Raw genomic sequence first — 14638 nt, 5'->3', positions numbered from 1 at the left:
AGCTTCATCCATCTCCGCTGTGGAAAGCCCGCTCAGCCCTTCGACAGTGCCTTCAACGCGAGCTTGATGCCTTCTGAAACGCCGGTGCCGGCCGGCACATTCTTGATAGCAGCCAACGCTTCCTTTTCGGAGTAGCCCAATGCGAGCAATGCATTCAGGATGTCGGACGCATGATCGGACGGCGATGCCGCGCCCGCCACCGCGCCAATGTCGGCGCCGAGCTTGCCCTTCAGTTCGAGCAGGAGCCGCTCCGCCGTCTTCTTGCCGATGCCGGGCACGCGCGTGAGGCGCGCGGCGTCCTGCATCGTCACCGTCTGCGACAGTTCCTGCACGCTCATGCCAGACAGCACGGCAAGCGCCATGCGCGCGCCGATGCCCGTGATCTTTAACAACTCGCGAAACGTCGAACGCTCTTGCGGCGTGAGGAAGCCATACAGCAGATGCGCGTCCTCGCGCACGATCATCTGCGTGAGCAGCACGACCTTTTCGCCTGTGGAGGGCAGGTTGTAGAACGTGCTCATCGGCACATCGACTTCGTAGCCGACACCGTTGCAGTCGATCAGAAGGTGAGGCGGATTCTTTTCCAGCAGGACGCCGGCGATGCGACCGATCATGGCAGGTTCTATCGTGAGGGAAAGCGCGAGTGTAGCGCAGCGTGAACAGCTTTCGCGAGCCGGGCCGGGCTGACCGTCAAACCCTGCGTCGAGCGTGTTGCTTCAAGCGTCGTGCGTCGAGAGGATCAACCCACCAGCCGTCCGCGCCGCACCCGCAAACCCTTCTTCGCCAGCGCAGGCGCGATGCCGCCCAGCGTGTTCAGCGTGCCGCCGCCGTGCGCATGGCAGATCGCCATGCCGAGGGCATCGGCGGCATCGGTGGAGGGGATGCCCGAGAGGCTCAGCAGCCGCACGACCATCTGCTGCATCTGCTCCTTGGTCGCGCGTCCGTAGCCGACCACGGCTTGCTTCAACTGCAGCGCCGTGTACTCGGCGACGGGCACGCCACCCGACACCAGCCCGCAAATCGCCGCGCCGCGCGCCTGGCCGAGCAATAGCGTCGATTGCGGATTGACGTTCACGAACACCTTTTCGATTGCCGCCTGATCCGGCCCATGCTGACGGATCAGCGTCGAGATTCCGTCGAAGATGGTGCCCAGGCGCGTCGGCAAATCGGCATCGGCCGTCTTGATGACGCCGCTCGTCACGTAGGTGAGCTGGTGGCCGGACTGATCGATCACGCCGAAGCCGGTGACGCGCAAGCCTGGGTCGATGCCGAGAATTCTCATAGGTGCCGTGCGTGTTCAGTGCCTGCGATACTACAACGAATCAAATGCAAAACGGCCCGGCAGTTGCAAACCGCCGGGCCGTTCCAGAAGAAGCGAGTCAGCCGATCAGTGGCGGAAGTGGCGGACGCCCGTCACGACCATCGCGATGTTGTGCTCGTCGGCGGCGGCGATCACTTCGTCGTCGCGCATCGAGCCGCCCGGCTGGATCACGCAGGTTGCGCCCGCCGCGACGACCACGTCGAGACCGTCGCGGAACGGGAAGAACGCATCCGACGCCACGGCCGTACCCGACAGCGTCAGGCCCGCGTTCTGCGCCTTGATGCTCGCGATGCGCGCCGAATCCACGCGGCTCATCTGGCCCGCGCCGACGCCCATCGTCATGCCGTTCGAGCAGAACACGATGGCGTTCGACTTCACGAACTTCGCGACGCGCCATGCGAACAGCAGATCGTCCATTTCCTTCGGCGTCGGGTGGCGCTTCGTGACGACGCGCAGTTCGTGCGGCTGAACGTTCTTGGCGTCGAGCGACTGCACCAGCAGGCCGCCGCCCACGCGCTTCAGATCGAACGTGTTGTGGCCTTCGCCCAACGCGATTTCGAGCAGGCGCACGTTCTGCTTGGCCGCGAACACCTGCTTGGCCGCTTCGCTAAACGACGGCGCGATCAGCACTTCGACGAACTGCTTCGCGACCGCCTGAGCGGCCGTTTCATCCACTTCGCGATTGAACGCGATGATGCCGCCGAACGCCGAAGTCGGATCGGTCTGGAACGCCTTCGAATACGCTTCGTGTGCGTTCGCGCCGATGGCCACACCGCACGGATTCGCGTGCTTGATGATAACGCAGGCGGGCGCGTCGAAGGTCTTCACGCATTCCCACGCGGCATCCGAGTCGGCGATGTTGTTGTACGACAGTTCCTTGCCCTGCAACTGGCGATAGTTCGCGAGCGCGCCAGCGGGCACCGCGATGTCGCGGTAGAACGCGGCGCTCTGATGCGGGTTCTCGCCGTAGCGCAGGTCCTGAACCTTGTCGAACGCCATGTTGAGCGTGGCCGGGTACGTGTTCCGATCGCGGTGCTGTAGTTCTTCCGTGAGGCTCGTCAGATAGTTCGTGATCGCACCGTCGTACTGCGCGGTGTGCGCGAACACCTTGGTCGCGAGACGGAAGTTGGTCTTGTAGCCGACCTTGTTGCCGTTCGCGCGCATTTCTTCGAGCACGCTCGCGTAGTCGGCCGGGTCGACGACGACCGTCACGTCGCGGTGGTTCTTCGCCGCCGAGCGCAGCATCGTCGGGCCGCCGATGTCGATGTTCTCGATCGCGTCCTCCAGCGTGCATTCTTCCTTCGACACGGTCTGCACGAACGGATACAGGTTCACGACGAGCAGGTCGATGGTCGGAATGCTGTGCTTTTCGAGCGCGGCCATGTGCTCCGGCAGATCACGGCGGGCGAGGATGCCGCCGTGCACTTTCGGATGCAGCGTCTTCACGCGCCCATCCAGCATTTCCGGAAAGCCGGTGTAATCGGCCACTTCGGTAACGGAAAGGCCGGCATCCGCGAGAAGTTTCGCGGTGCCGCCCGTCGACAGGATCTTGACGCCGAGGTCCGACAGCGATTTCGCGAAATCGACGATGCCGGACTTGTCGGAAACGGAGATGAGCGCTTGCTTGATCATGATGGGAACAAAAGCCGATGAAAGGCGTGGCAGGGCGCTGAAACTACAGCAGGCCGTGCTGTTGCAGTTTCTTGCGCAGCGTATTGCGGTTGATGCCGAGATACTCGGCTGCCAGCGACTGATTGCCGCCGGCCTGCTCGAGCACCACCTCGAGCATCGGTTTTTCGACACACGAAATCACCATGTCGTAGACATCGTGCGGATTGGAGCCGTCGAGATCCTGGAAGTACATCCCCAGGCTATCGCGGACACATTGTTCGATATTGTGCTTGCTCATGCTGCTAGTCGGTCGGTTTGGTCCGGCTCGCCGTTGTTGTTGACTTCGTCGCCGACGTACACGAGGCGGTCCGAAATCGCCTTTTGCGCGTCGAAGAATTCGTTGACGGCGAGCAGTTGTTCGCGCGTCGTGTCCAGCGTATTCATGCGATGGCGGAACACATTGGCACCGGAAAGGCCGCGAGTGTACCAGCCGATGTGCTTGCGCGCAGTCCGAACGCCCGTGAATTCGCCATAGAACGCGTAGTGATCTTCCAGGTGTTCGTTCATCACCTGCTGGATTTCGTCGATGCGCGGCGCTTCCATCAGCTCGCCCGTGCGCAGGAAATATTCGATCTCACGGAAGAGCCACGGGCGTCCCTGTGCCGCGCGGCCGATCATGATCGCGTCCGCGCCCGTCGCGGCCAGCACGTCGCGTGCCTTCTGCGGCGACGTGATGTCGCCGTTCGCCACCACGGGAATCTTCACCGCGGCCTTCACGGCAGCAATCGTTTCGTATTCCGCTTCGCCGTGGTACAGGTCGGCGCGCGTGCGGCCGTGGACCGTCAGCATCGAAATGCCCGCGTTCTCGGCGAGCCGCGCGACGTTCAGCGCGTTCCGGTTTTCGCGGTTCCAGCCAGTGCGGATTTTCAGCGTGACGGGCACGGCGCCCGGGCCGACACCGACGGCGCCCATCACCGCCTCGACGATCCGCTGCACGAGCGGCTCGTTCTGCAGCAGGGCCGACCCCGCCGCGACGTTGCAGACCTTCTTGGCCGGGCAGCCCATGTTGATATCGATGATCTGCGCGCCGTTCGCGACGTTGTAGCGCGCGGCCTCGGCCATCATCTGCGGGTCCGCGCCCGCGATCTGCACCGCGATCGGCTCGACCTCGCCCGCGTGATTCGCGCGGCGCATCGTCTTTTCGCTCTTCCACAACTGCGCGTTCGACGCCACCATCTCCGACACCGCATAGCCCGCGCCCATGCGCTTGCAGAGCTGGCGGAACGGCCGGTCCGTCACGCCCGCCATCGGGGCGACGAACAGGTTGTTGCGCAGTGTGTGGGAGCCGAGAGTGGGCATGGCGGACATCGGCGGCGAGCATCCAATGCGCTCAAAATAGCGCATGTCGCGTACCGGAAAATACGAGGGAAAACCGTTATTTTAGCGTTAACGCGCTAGAGCCAGACGCAACGGCCCGTGAGGCAACTCATTAAATCTTCTATGAAAGTGGCCGCGGTCATAGAACGGCGGCCACTGCCACACGTTTTTCGCGACGCCTAGCGGCGCTGTCCGAACATCATCTGCCGGGCGAGGGCCGTCTTCACAGGCGGCACGAATTCGAGCGCGGTGAGGGCGAGTCCGCGCAGCGTCGCGAGCGGCGGGAAGTCGATCGTGAAGAGACGGGCGAGCGTGTCGGTGGCGCCGATCGTCATGCGCCGGTCGAGCGCGCGTCGACGCGCGAAGGCCGCGAGCGCGACGCGCGTCGCGCCGTGATGCGACAGCGCGTCGGCGAGCGCATGGGCGTCGCGCAGCCCGAGATTCAACCCCTGTCCGGCGACGGGATGAAGCGTCTGCGCCGCATTGCCGATCGCGGCGACATTGCCCTTGACGAGCGTATCGGCGGTATTGAGGCCGAGCGGGAACGCGGCGCGCCCTTTGATTTGCGTGAAGCGGCCCATCCGGTCGCCGAACTCCGCGCCGAGTTCGCGCAGGAAATCTTCGTCGGACAATTGCGCGCGGCGCGCCGCCTGTTCCGGCGCGCAGCACCAGACGAGCGCGTAGTCCGCGCCGCGCACGCCGCCCATCGGCAAAAGCGCAATCGGGCCTTGCGGCGTGAAGCGCTCCCACGCGACGTGCGGTTGCGGCGCCGACAGCGTCACCGTGCCGACCAGCGCCGTCTGCCCGTAGTCGCGCGTTGTGCCCGATCCGGCCTGCTGCTCGCCGAAGAGACCACCTTCGGCGTTCACGAGGATGCGCGTGCGCAGCGTGCGCGTCACATGCGCGCTTTCGATCGGCAGCAGCACGCCGTCGTCTTCGAGTTGTTGCGGCGGCTGGGCCTTCGTCGACTTGAACCAGTGCACATGCGTCGTACGCACGGTCTCGGCGAGCGCGTGGACGATCGACCCGTAGCGCAGCACGTAGCCGAGCGCGGGCAGGCCGTGTTCCGCGTGATCGATCAGCGTACGCCCGAAGTGGCCGCGCTGCGACACGTGGATGCGCTGGATCGCGGTGGCGTCGGAGGGCCAGCGCAGTGGCTCGAGGATCATCCGGCTGCCATGCGACACGGCAATCGCGCGCGGATCGGCGATCGAGTCTTCCGGCTCGCGCGCGTCGATCAGCGCGACCGACAGTTGCTGCGTCGCGCTGCGCCGCGCGAGCCAGCCCGCGAGCGCGAGACCGACAGGCCCCGCGCCGACGATCGTCACGTCGTAGTCGAATGGCTGCGTGTTCGAGGGGACGAGCGGCGCGCTCGCGGCCGCCGCCTGATGGACATCGTTCATCTTCTTGTCTGTTCCTTGCACTCAGGCGGCGCCCGCCTCGTGTGCCGGCTGCGCCTGTTGCCCAGGTTGCGCCTGTTGCATCAGCGCTTCGATCTGGTCCGCGTCGACGGGCACGTCGCGCGTGATCAGCTCGCAGCCCGTCGCCGTGACAATCGCGTCGTCTTCGATGCGAATGCCGATGTTCCAATACTTTTCGGGCACATCGTCGGCGGCGCGGATATAGAGGCCCGGCTCGATCGTCAGCGTCATGCCCGGCTTCAGCGTGCGCCAGGGCTGCGCGCCGCTTTCATCGGCGCTCACGCCCCGCTCGCGATAGTCGCCCGCATCGTGCACGTCCATGCCGAGCCAATGGCCCGTGCGGTGCATGTAAAAGCGCGTGTACGCGCGCTCCGCGATCACGTCCTCGACGCCCGCGAACAGATCGCGCTTGAGAATGCCCGTATCGAGCAGCCCTTGCGCGAGCACGCGCACGGCGGCCTGATGCGGCGCGTCGAAGCTCACGCCTGCGCGCGTCGCGTCGATGGCCGCCTGCTGCGCGGCCAGCACGATGTCGTAGATCTCGCGCTGCGCGGGCGTGAAGCGGCCGTTCGCGGGGAACGTGCGCGTGATGTCCGACGCGTAGCCGTCCAGCTCGCACGCCGCGTCGATCAGGATCAGATCGCCGTCCTGCGCTACGGCATCGCCGGCGGGGTAGTGCAGCACGCACGCGTTCGCGCCCGCCGCGACGATCGAGCCATACGCGGGCGCCTGCGCGCCGTGCTTGCGGAACGTGTACAGCAGTTCTGCTTCGAGTTCGTATTCGCGCACGCCGGGGCGGCACGCGGCCATCGCGCGCCGGTGCGCCTGCGCGGAGATCGCGGCGGCGCGGCGCATGATCGACAGTTCGTGTTCGTCCTTGACGAGGCGCATGTCGTCGAGCAGCGGCATCAGGTCGTGTACGGCCGCCGGCGCGACGATCCCGCTCCTGCCCTGCGCGCGCACGGCGTCGAGCCAGTGGCGCACCTTGCCGTCGAGCGCTTCCGACGAGCCAAGCGCGTAGTGCAGCGCCGGCTTGTCCGCGATGATGCGCGGCAATTGCGCGTCGATCTCGTCGAAGGAGAACGCGGCGTCGAAGCCGAATGCTTCGCGCGCCGCGTCGGGGCCGAAGCGAAAGCCTTCCCACGTCTCGCGCTCGGCGCTCTTCGCGCGGCAAAAGAGGATTGCCGCGGGCTCGTTCTGCTTCGCGCGGGCGTCGAGCACGAGCATCGCTTCGGGCTCGGTGAAGCCGGTCAGGTAATAGAAGTAGCTGTCGTGCCGGTACGGATAGTCGGCGTCGCGGTTGCGCAGGACTTCGGGCGCGGTCGGAACGATCGCGACGCCGCCGCCCGTCGCGCGCAGCGCATCGAGCACGCGCGCGCGGCGCTGACGGTAGATGTCGATAGCCGGAGTCAGGTCGGTCATGAGTTCGGTCGGCGGGTTCATCGTGCGGGTTGGATGGCGGCGCGCGAGGCAATCTCTCGACGCCGCAGCGCAATGCTGCGATTGTATCGCCCAACTGGAATCGCTTCCGTCGGGCCCGCGCGCGGGTGGCCCGCATCCTCGGGCGCAGCCATCGTCTCGACGATCGCGGGTCGCGCCCACGTGCCCCCATGGTTCGAAACGGCAACCACGCCTCAGCCATCCGCGGCGGCGGCCATCCGACATCGATGCGCGAACGCCTGGCCGTCAGGCCTGGTAGACGGACGGACGCCAAGCAGGCATTGTTGCAATCTGTCTACAGCCTTGAAGCAGGCAACGCGCCTGCCACGCGCGCTGCGCTGAAAATCTGCCAACGCTCGCCAACGCACGTATACTTTCGGCCAATTTCAAACGAGGCAGGATGTGATGAAACTCATCGGTTCGCTGTCGAGCCCGTTCGTCCGCAAGGCGCGGATCGTGCTCGCCGAAAAGAAAATCGACTACAAGCTGGAACTCGAAAACGTCTGGGCCGCGGATACGGCCATCCACGACTACAACCCGCTCGGCAAGGTGCCGTGTCTCGTGATGGAAGACGGCGCGGCTGTGTTCGATTCGCGCGTGATCTGCGAATACGTCGATACGCTGTCGCCCGTGTGCAAGCTCGTGCCGCAGTCGGGCCGCGAGCGCGTCGAAGTGCGCTGCTGGGAAGCGCTCGCCGACGGCATGATGGATGCCGCCGTGCTGATCCGTCTTGAAGGCGTGCTGCGCGACGAAGCGCAGCGCAGCGAAGCGTGGGTCGCGCGCCAGCGTCACAAGATCGACGACGGCCTGAAGGCGATGGCGCGAGGGCTCGGCTCGAAGACGTGGTGCGCGGGCAATCAGTACACGCTCGCGGATGTGGCCGTGGGCTGCGCGCTGAGCTATCTGGACTTCCGCATGCCGCAACTGGACTGGCGCGAGCAGCATCCGAACCTCGACAAGCATTATCAGAAGCTGTCGCAGCGTCAGTCGTTCATCGATACGGCATTGACCTGAACCGCACCCGGCGAGCCGGCAAACATCGATGCCGCGTGCCGTTGTCGAGCCACACTGATGGAATGTTAAGGAATCTTTCGTTTTCCACGAAAGCGCCTTTCAGCATGTTAAAAACGCCTGCCTGTCAGGCGTTTTTGCTTTTGGGCGCCTGTCTGGATGACGCATGACCATCGATAACAACCGTCAAGAGACCTTCGGCATGAAAACGATTCGCGTAGCTCTCGCTGCCGCCGCGTGCGGCGTGCTCGCCGCCTGTTCGGGGATGAGCCTCGATCCCAATACTCTCGTTCAATCCGGCTCACAGGCGTTTCAGGCCGCGTCGCTCTCCGATGGCGACGTGCGCACGCTGTCCGACAAGTCGTGCGCGCAGCTCGACGCTGAAAACAAGATCGCGGGTGCCGGCAGCCCATACACGAAGCGCCTGAACAAGATCGCCGCGCAGCTCGGCGACAACATCAACAGCGTGCCCGTCAACTACAAGGTCTACATCACGAAGGACGTCAACGCGTGGGCGATGGCGAACGGCTGTGTGCGCGTCTATAGCGGCCTGATGGACATGATGACGGACGACGAAGTGCGCGGCGTCGTCGGTCACGAGATGGGGCACGTCGCGCTCGGTCACACGAAGAAGGCGATGCAGGTCGCGTATGCGACGTCGGCGCTGCGGTCGGTGGCGACGTCGGCGGGCGGCATCACGGGTGCGATCTCGGCGTCGCAGCTCGGCGATTTCTCCGAGAAGCTGATCAACGCACAGTTCTCGCAATCGCAGGAATCGGCTGCCGACGACTATTCGTTCGATCTCCAGAAGAAGAAAGGCCTTGATCCGTCCGGCCTCGTCACGTCGTTCAACAAGCTCGCGAAGCTCGACGGCGGCAAGTCGAGCATGCTCGATTCGCATCCGGCGTCGGCGGCGCGCGCGCAGCATATCCAGCAGCGGATCGCGTCGAACAAGTAAGCCGACGATTCCCGAATAGAAAACGCGCGCTCGATTCGCATCCAGCGCGCGTTTTTAATTGACGCTTCAAAGACACCAACGCTTACGCCAAGGCCGCCTCGAGATTCGGCGAAAACGAATCGCTGCGCGCGATGGGCCACCACTTCTCGTACAGCGTATAGCGATAGTTGCCGTTGATCAGATCGTTCGGCTCGAGATACTTCAGCAGGTCCGACATCAGCCGAACCTCATACGACGACACGCGCCGCACGATGTGATGCGCGCGCAGATCGGACGGATGACGCAGACCGGCCGCCTGCACGATTTCCTGCAACGCATGCAGCGTGTTGTGATGGAAGTTGAACACGCGGTCCGACTTGTCGGTGACGATCAGCGCACGCTGGCGCACGGGGTCTTGCGTCGCGACGCCCGTCGGGCAGCGGCCCGTGTGGCAGGTCTGCGCCTGGATGCAGCCGACCGCGAACATGAAGCCGCGCGCGGCGTTCACCCAGTCGGCGCCGATCGCGAGCGTCTTCGCGATGTCGAAAGCGGTGATCATCTTGCCGCTTGCGCCGATGCGAATCCGGTCGCGCAGCCCGATGCCGACCAGCGTGTTGTGCACGAGCAGCAGCCCCTCTTGCAGCGGCACGCCGATGTGATCGGTGAATTCGAGCGGCGCCGCGCCCGTGCCGCCTTCCGCGCCGTCGACGACGATGAAGTCCGGCAGGATGCCCGTTTCCAGCATCGCCTTCGCGATGCCGAAGAATTCCCACGGATGGCCGATGCACAGCTTGAAGCCCGTCGGCTTGCCGCCCGACAGATCGCGCAGACGCCCGACGAATTCAAGCAGCCCGCGCGGCGTCGAAAACTCGGAGTGTGTCGCGGGCGAGATGCAGTCGCGGCCCATCGGCACGCCGCGCGTTTCGGCGATTTCCGGCGTGATCTTAGCGGCGGGCAGCACGCCGCCGTGGCCCGGCTTCGCGCCTTGCGACAGCTTCACCTCGATCATCTTCACTTGCGGTTCGCGCGCCTGCTTCGCGAACCTCTCGGCGTTGAACGTGCCGTCGTCGTTGCGGCAGCCGAAGTAGCCCGACGCGATTTCCCAGATGATGTCGCCGCCATGCTCGCGGTGATACTTCGACATCGAGCCTTCGCCCGTGTCGTGCGCGAAGTTGCCTTTCTTCGCGCCGAGGTTCAGCGCGCGAATCGCGTTCGCCGACAGCGAGCCGAAGCTCATCGCCGAGATGTTGAAGATCGACATCGAATACGGCTGCGCGCGGTCCGCGCCGACCACGATGCGAAAGTCGTGACCGTCGAGCTTCGTCGGCACGAGCGAATGGCTGATCCATTCGTGGCCCGTCGCCTTCACGTCGACTTCCGTGCCGTACGGGCGGCTGTCCACTTCGTTTTTCGCGCGCTGATAGACGATGCTGCGTTGCGCGCGCGAGAACGGTCTTTCTTCCGTGTCGTCTTCGACGAAGTACTGGCGGATCTCCGGCCGGATGAATTCGAACAGGAAGCGCAAATGGCCCCACAGCGGATAGTTGCGCAGGATCGCATGGCGCTCCTGCGTCAGATCGTAGATGCCGAGCGCGACGAGCAGCACAGGCACGATGATCCACGGCCATGCGATGTGACCGGCTGCGGCGAGCGCCGCGCAGGCCGCGAGCAGCAGAAGGGCACTCCACATCGCCAGATAACGTCGAGAGAACATGACAACTCCATTGCAGTGATTTCGCTGCCGCCGATGCATTGGGCGTCCGTTGCATCGGCCTTGCCTTGCGCGAAGTCGGCGGGCGTTTGCGCGGATGGATCGCGCTGCGGATCGGTACGGCGGATACGGCGGGTTGTCCAGGCGCTCGCATGTGCCGGGGCCCGACGATCACGCGAGCGAAGCCGGCGGTCGACAGGCAATGGCGGCGGCGGGACAACCGTCGCCCGGAAGATACAACGAACGGGAACTTGATGCAGCGATGCCGGTGCGGACCGGCTCGCGGATCGTTCACGCGAACCGGTCACGGCGACACTCAGCGCGCCGTCAGCAGCGCCGCTTTCTGTGGCTGGCGTTCGACCGGTTGGGCGGTCGCCGCGTGCTCGATGATGCCGCCGCCGAGGCAGACGTCGCCATCGTAGAGCACGGCCGATTGCCCCGGTGTTACAGCCCATTGGGCGTCGGCGAAATGGAGGGAGAAGAGAGTGTTCTTGCTGTTGCCGCCGTCGGCGGCACCGAACGTGCACGCCGCATCGGCCTGGCGATAGCGCGTCTTCGCCGCGCACGCGTGGCCTTCCTCGGGCGCATGGCCCGCGACCCAGCTCGTGTTGCCCGCCGTCAGCATATGGCTCAGCAGCCACGGATGATCGTGGCCTTGCGCGACGTACAGCGTGTTGGACGGAATGTCCTTGCCCGCGACGAACCACGGCTCGCCGCTGCCGTCCTTGCTGCCGCCGAGGCCAATGCCCTTGCGTTGTCCGAACGTATAGAACGCGAGGCCGATGTGCTCGCCGACCGTCTTGCCTTCCGTGGTTTTCATCGGGCCCGGCTTGGTCGGCAGATAGCGGTTCAGGAAGTCGCGAAACGGCCGCTCGCCGATGAAGCAGATGCCCGTCGAGTCCTTCTTCTTCGCGTTCGGCAGACCGATCTGTTCGGCGATCTCACGGACCTTCGTCTTCGGAATTTCGCCGAGCGGAAACAGCGTCTTCGACAGTTGCGCCTGGTTCAGCCGATGCAGGAAGTACGACTGGTCCTTCGTGTGATCCTTCGCCTTCAGCAGTTCGAAACGGCCGTCGACTTCACGCACGCGCGCGTAGTGGCCCGTCGCGATGGTTTCCGCGCCGAGCGACATCGCGTGATCGAGGAATGCCTTGAACTTGATTTCCGCGTTGCACAGCACGTCGGGGTTCGGCGTGCGGCCGGCCGAGTATTCGCGCAGGAATTCGGCGAACACGCGGTCCTTGTATTCGGCCGCAAAGTTGACGGCCTCGACGTCGATGCCGATCAGGTCCGCGACCGATACGACATCGATCCAGTCCTGACGCGTCGAACAGTATTCGCTGTCGTCATCGTCTTCCCAGTTCTTCATGAAGAGGCCGACGACTTCGTAGCCCTGTTCCTTCAGCAGCCATGCCGTGACCGACGAATCGACGCCGCCCGACATGCCTACCACCACTTTCTGTTTGCTCATCTGGTTCTGCCTGACTGCTCTTTCTCGTGCCGAAGCACGCGTTCTATCGGGAGGGCCCGACTGAATGCGTTTGCACGAAGTCGAGCGGGAAACGCCGGCCTGCGAGGTAGTCGTCGATACATTGCATCACGAGCGGCGTGCGATGCCGCTCGGGGCACGCGCGCAATTCGTCGGCGCTCATCCACACCGTGCGGACGATGTCGGGATCGAGCGCGCGGCCCGCGGTGGGCAAGCCTTCCGTCGAGCCGCAATACGTGAAGCGCAGATACGTGACGCCATCGGCGGGACCATCGACGGTTTCCGGGCGGCTGAAGTGCGTCATGTACACGCCGACAAGCGCCTCGGGCGCGAACGCTTGCGCCGTTTCTTCGAGCGTTTCGCGGACGACAGCTTGCGTCAGCGTCTCGCCTGCTTCCAGATGTCCGGCGGGCTGGTTGAGGCGCAGTCCAGCGGGCGTGTGCTCTTCGACCAGCAGAAAGCGCCCGTCGCATTCGACGACGGCCGCCACCGTCACATGCGGGGCCCAAGTTTCCGGTTTCATGGGACGGCATTTTACCGGTTATGGGCTGGGCCTGCCGGTGCGCGCGAGATAGCACGCTGCGCACCTAGCACAGGTCGGTAAAAAAAGCACGAAGGATCGCGTTCCTGAAGACTGGGATCGTTACAGATTTCAATCCGTCACCTGACTTCGGTTAAAGTTGCAGCGTTGGCTGAAGCCCCAGCCGTGCGTTGCCGTTGCACTTGCCCTATTGCATTGCCGGCGTTGCCCCTCGTCGGCGATTCCAGATTTTCATAACAGAAGATGGTCGAGGAGGTTTAACGATGCACATCGGAGTGCCAGCCGAGACGCGGCCGTATGAAACACGCGTCGCCGCGACGCCCGAGACGGTCAAGAAGTACGTGTCGCAGGGTCACAAAGTCACCGTACAGAGCGGCGCCGGAACGGGAGCCAGTTATCTGGACGATGCCTATTCAGCAGCAGGGGCGGAGATCGCCGATGCGCCGACAGCGTTCGGCGCGGAGATCGTTCTCAAGGTCCAGACGCCCACCGATTCAGAACTCCCGCTACTTAAACGCGGCGCAGTGCTGATCGGCATGCTCGAGCCTTTTAATACGGAGAATTCATCAAAGCTTGCAGCAGCGGGCATTACTGCCTTCTCGCTGGAAGCCGCGCCGCGCACGACGCGCGCGCAAAGTCTCGACGTATTGTCGTCTCAAGCCAACATCGCGGGCTACAAGGCGGTGCTGCTAGCAGCCGACCTTTACCCGCGCTTCATGCCGATGCTGATGACGGCCGCCGGTACCGTGAAGGCCGCGCGCGTGCTGATTCTGGGCGCGGGTGTCGCGGGCCTGCAGGCAATTGCGACCGCGAAGCGCCTCGGCGCCGTGATCGAAGCGTCGGACGTGCGGCCCGCCGTGAAGGAGCAGATCGAGTCGCTCGGCGCGAAATTCCTCGACGTGCCCTACGAAACCGCTGAGGAACGCGAAGCAGCCGAAGGTGTCGGCGGCTACGCGCGGCCGATGCCGCCTTCGTGGCTCACGCGCCAGTCGGCGCTCGTTCACGAGCGCGCGAAGCAGGCCGACGTCATCATCTCGACCGCGCTGATTCCCGGCCGTCCCGCGCCGACGCTGCTTTCCGTCGAAACCGTGCAGGCGATGAAGCCGGGCTCCGTGCTGATCGACCTCGCGGCCGGACGTGGCGCCGAGTATGAAGGCAACCGCGGCGGCAACTGTCCGCTGACGGAAGCCGACAAAGTCGTCGTCAAGCACGGCGTGACGATCGCGGGCTATACGAATCTCGCGTCGATGGTCGCGTCGGATGCGTCCGCACTGTACGCGCGCAATCTGCTCGACTTCATGAAGCTGATCGTCACGAAGGAAGGCGCACTCAATATCGATCTCGCGGACGACATCGTCGCGGCCACGCTGCTGGCACGCGACGGCGAAGTCACGCGCAAGGCATAAGAAGGAGACGGGTGATGGAAGTCATCAACCATACCGTGATCAACCTGATCATATTTGTGCTGGCGATCTACGTCGGCTACCACGTCGTGTGGAACGTAACGCCGGCGCTGCATACGCCGCTGATGGCCGTGACGAACGCGATTTCGGCGATCGTCATCGTCGGTGCGATGCTTGCGGCCGGTCTCACGGTCGGCGGCGCGGGCAAGTTCTTCGGCACGATTGCCGTGGCGCTCGCGGCCGTGAACGTGTTCGGCGGATTCCTCGTGACACGGCGAATGCTGGAGATGTTCAAGAAGAAGGAGCCGAAGAAGATTGCGGGTCCCGGTGGTTCGAAGGAGGGTGCGTAAATGAGCATGAACGTCGTTACGCTCCT

At 64.4% G+C, this 14638-nt stretch carries 14 protein-coding genes; 4 read left to right on the top strand and 10 right to left on the bottom strand.

The genetic code is table 11. The features are described 5' to 3' along the window. Positions 1-32: 32 nt before the first annotated feature. From ruvA to BN2476_RS40315, 7 genes are all read right to left on the bottom strand, one after another. A complete protein-coding gene (ruvA, locus tag BN2476_RS40345; RefSeq protein WP_087739741.1) occupies positions 33-614 on the bottom strand; it encodes a Holliday junction branch migration protein RuvA in 582 nt (193 codons plus the stop codon). A gap of 125 nt (positions 615-739) precedes the next feature. After that, complete coding sequence (gene ruvC, locus BN2476_RS40340) at positions 740-1282, bottom strand: crossover junction endodeoxyribonuclease RuvC (protein ID WP_087739740.1); 543 nt, start codon at positions 1280-1282, stop codon at positions 740-742. Between the two features lie 105 nt (positions 1283-1387). Further along, complete coding sequence (gene purH / locus BN2476_RS40335) at positions 1388-2953, bottom strand: bifunctional phosphoribosylaminoimidazolecarboxamide formyltransferase/IMP cyclohydrolase (protein ID WP_087739739.1); 1566 nt, start codon at positions 2951-2953, stop codon at positions 1388-1390. A gap of 43 nt (positions 2954-2996) precedes the next feature. Next, positions 2997-3230, bottom strand: a complete 234-nt coding sequence (locus tag BN2476_RS40330) for a Fis family transcriptional regulator (RefSeq protein WP_087739738.1) — start codon at positions 3228-3230, stop codon at positions 2997-2999. After that, the gene (dusB, locus tag BN2476_RS40325; RefSeq protein WP_087739767.1) at positions 3227-4291 is read right to left on the bottom strand and encodes a tRNA dihydrouridine synthase DusB; all 1065 of its coding nucleotides are present in this window, start codon (positions 4289-4291) and stop codon (positions 3227-3229) included. Before dusB ends, BN2476_RS40330 begins: the two co-directional genes overlap by 4 nt. 197 nt (positions 4292-4488) lie before the next feature. Next, positions 4489-5712, bottom strand: coding sequence for a UbiH/UbiF/VisC/COQ6 family ubiquinone biosynthesis hydroxylase (locus BN2476_RS40320; RefSeq protein ID WP_087739737.1), 1224 nt, complete (start codon positions 5710-5712; stop codon positions 4489-4491). Positions 5713-5733: 21 nt separating this feature from the next. Further along, complete coding sequence (locus tag BN2476_RS40315; protein ID WP_173819717.1) at positions 5734-7173, bottom strand: aminopeptidase P N-terminal domain-containing protein; 1440 nt, start codon at positions 7171-7173, stop codon at positions 5734-5736. Positions 7174-7575: 402 nt separating this feature from the next. On the opposite strand from BN2476_RS40315, the gene BN2476_RS40305 reads away from it, so the two are divergent. Together BN2476_RS40305 and loiP are read left to right on the top strand one after the other, a co-directional pair. Next, a complete protein-coding gene (locus BN2476_RS40305; RefSeq protein WP_087739735.1) occupies positions 7576-8184 on the top strand; it encodes a glutathione S-transferase C-terminal domain-containing protein in 609 nt (202 codons plus the stop codon). A gap of 199 nt (positions 8185-8383) precedes the next feature. Beyond that, on the top strand, positions 8384-9139 hold the full coding sequence (gene loiP, locus BN2476_RS40300) for a metalloprotease LoiP (RefSeq protein WP_087739765.1): 756 nt from the start codon (positions 8384-8386) through the stop codon (positions 9137-9139). 82 nt (positions 9140-9221) lie between these two features. Here the strand turns inward: loiP and BN2476_RS40295 are convergent, their stop codons facing one another. The 3 genes from BN2476_RS40295 to BN2476_RS40285 all read right to left on the bottom strand — a co-directional run bounded on the left by BN2476_RS40295 (position 9222) and on the right by BN2476_RS40285 (position 12841). Continuing rightward, positions 9222-10832, bottom strand: a complete 1611-nt coding sequence (locus tag BN2476_RS40295) for an FMN-binding glutamate synthase family protein (protein ID WP_087739734.1) — start codon at positions 10830-10832, stop codon at positions 9222-9224. Between the two features lie 313 nt (positions 10833-11145). Further along, entirely contained in the window at positions 11146-12300 is a 1155-nt protein-coding gene (gene mnmA, locus BN2476_RS40290; RefSeq protein ID WP_087739733.1) for a tRNA 2-thiouridine(34) synthase MnmA, read from the bottom strand. A 43-nt stretch (positions 12301-12343) separates the two neighbouring features. Continuing rightward, positions 12344-12841, bottom strand: coding sequence for an NUDIX hydrolase (locus BN2476_RS40285; protein ID WP_087739732.1), 498 nt, complete (start codon positions 12839-12841; stop codon positions 12344-12346). Between the two features lie 281 nt (positions 12842-13122). Between BN2476_RS40285 and BN2476_RS40280 the strand changes: the two genes are divergently transcribed. Then, entirely contained in the window at positions 13123-14265 is a 1143-nt protein-coding gene (locus tag BN2476_RS40280; protein WP_087739731.1) for a Re/Si-specific NAD(P)(+) transhydrogenase subunit alpha, read from the top strand. Positions 14266-14279: 14 nt separating this feature from the next. Then, positions 14280-14612: an NAD(P) transhydrogenase subunit alpha part 2 gene (locus BN2476_RS40275; protein WP_087739730.1), complete on the top strand. Its 333-nt coding sequence runs from the start codon at positions 14280-14282 to the stop codon at positions 14610-14612. The last annotated feature ends 26 nt before the right edge of the window (positions 14613-14638 follow it).

It is taken from the genome of Paraburkholderia piptadeniae (assembly GCF_900007165.1).
Classification (GTDB): Bacteria; Pseudomonadota; Gammaproteobacteria; order Burkholderiales; family Burkholderiaceae; genus Paraburkholderia; species Paraburkholderia piptadeniae.
Note: the sequence above shows the minus strand (reverse complement) of the source record. Positions and strands in the feature narration are given on the sequence as shown.

What these genes read in the sequence shown, in the direction of transcription:
- BN2476_RS40330 (WP_087739738.1), bottom strand. Translation starts at nt 3,230, where the DNA reads ATGAGCAAGCACAATATCGAACAATGTGTCCGCGATAGCCTGGGGATG.
- loiP (WP_087739765.1), top strand. Translation starts at nt 8,384, where the DNA reads ATGAAAACGATTCGCGTAGCTCTCGCTGCCGCCGCGTGCGGCGTGCTC.
- BN2476_RS40285 (WP_087739732.1), bottom strand. Translation starts at nt 12,841, where the DNA reads ATGAAACCGGAAACTTGGGCCCCGCATGTGACGGTGGCGGCCGTCGTC.
- dusB (WP_087739767.1), bottom strand. Translation starts at nt 4,291, where the DNA reads ATGCCCACTCTCGGCTCCCACACACTGCGCAACAACCTGTTCGTCGCC.
- purH (WP_087739739.1), bottom strand. Translation starts at nt 2,953, where the DNA reads ATGATCAAGCAAGCGCTCATCTCCGTTTCCGACAAGTCCGGCATCGTC.
- BN2476_RS40295 (WP_087739734.1), bottom strand. Translation starts at nt 10,832, where the DNA reads ATGTTCTCTCGACGTTATCTGGCGATGTGGAGTGCCCTTCTGCTGCTC.
- BN2476_RS40280 (WP_087739731.1), top strand. Translation starts at nt 13,123, where the DNA reads ATGCACATCGGAGTGCCAGCCGAGACGCGGCCGTATGAAACACGCGTC.
- ruvC (WP_087739740.1), bottom strand. Translation starts at nt 1,282, where the DNA reads ATGAGAATTCTCGGCATCGACCCAGGCTTGCGCGTCACCGGCTTCGGC.
- BN2476_RS40320 (WP_087739737.1), bottom strand. Translation starts at nt 5,712, where the DNA reads ATGAACGATGTCCATCAGGCGGCGGCCGCGAGCGCGCCGCTCGTCCCC.
- BN2476_RS40275 (WP_087739730.1), top strand. Translation starts at nt 14,280, where the DNA reads ATGGAAGTCATCAACCATACCGTGATCAACCTGATCATATTTGTGCTG.
- mnmA (WP_087739733.1), bottom strand. Translation starts at nt 12,300, where the DNA reads ATGAGCAAACAGAAAGTGGTGGTAGGCATGTCGGGCGGCGTCGATTCG.
- BN2476_RS40305 (WP_087739735.1), top strand. Translation starts at nt 7,576, where the DNA reads ATGAAACTCATCGGTTCGCTGTCGAGCCCGTTCGTCCGCAAGGCGCGG.
- BN2476_RS40315 (WP_173819717.1), bottom strand. Translation starts at nt 7,173, where the DNA reads ATGAACCCGCCGACCGAACTCATGACCGACCTGACTCCGGCTATCGAC.
- ruvA (WP_087739741.1), bottom strand. Translation starts at nt 614, where the DNA reads ATGATCGGTCGCATCGCCGGCGTCCTGCTGGAAAAGAATCCGCCTCAC.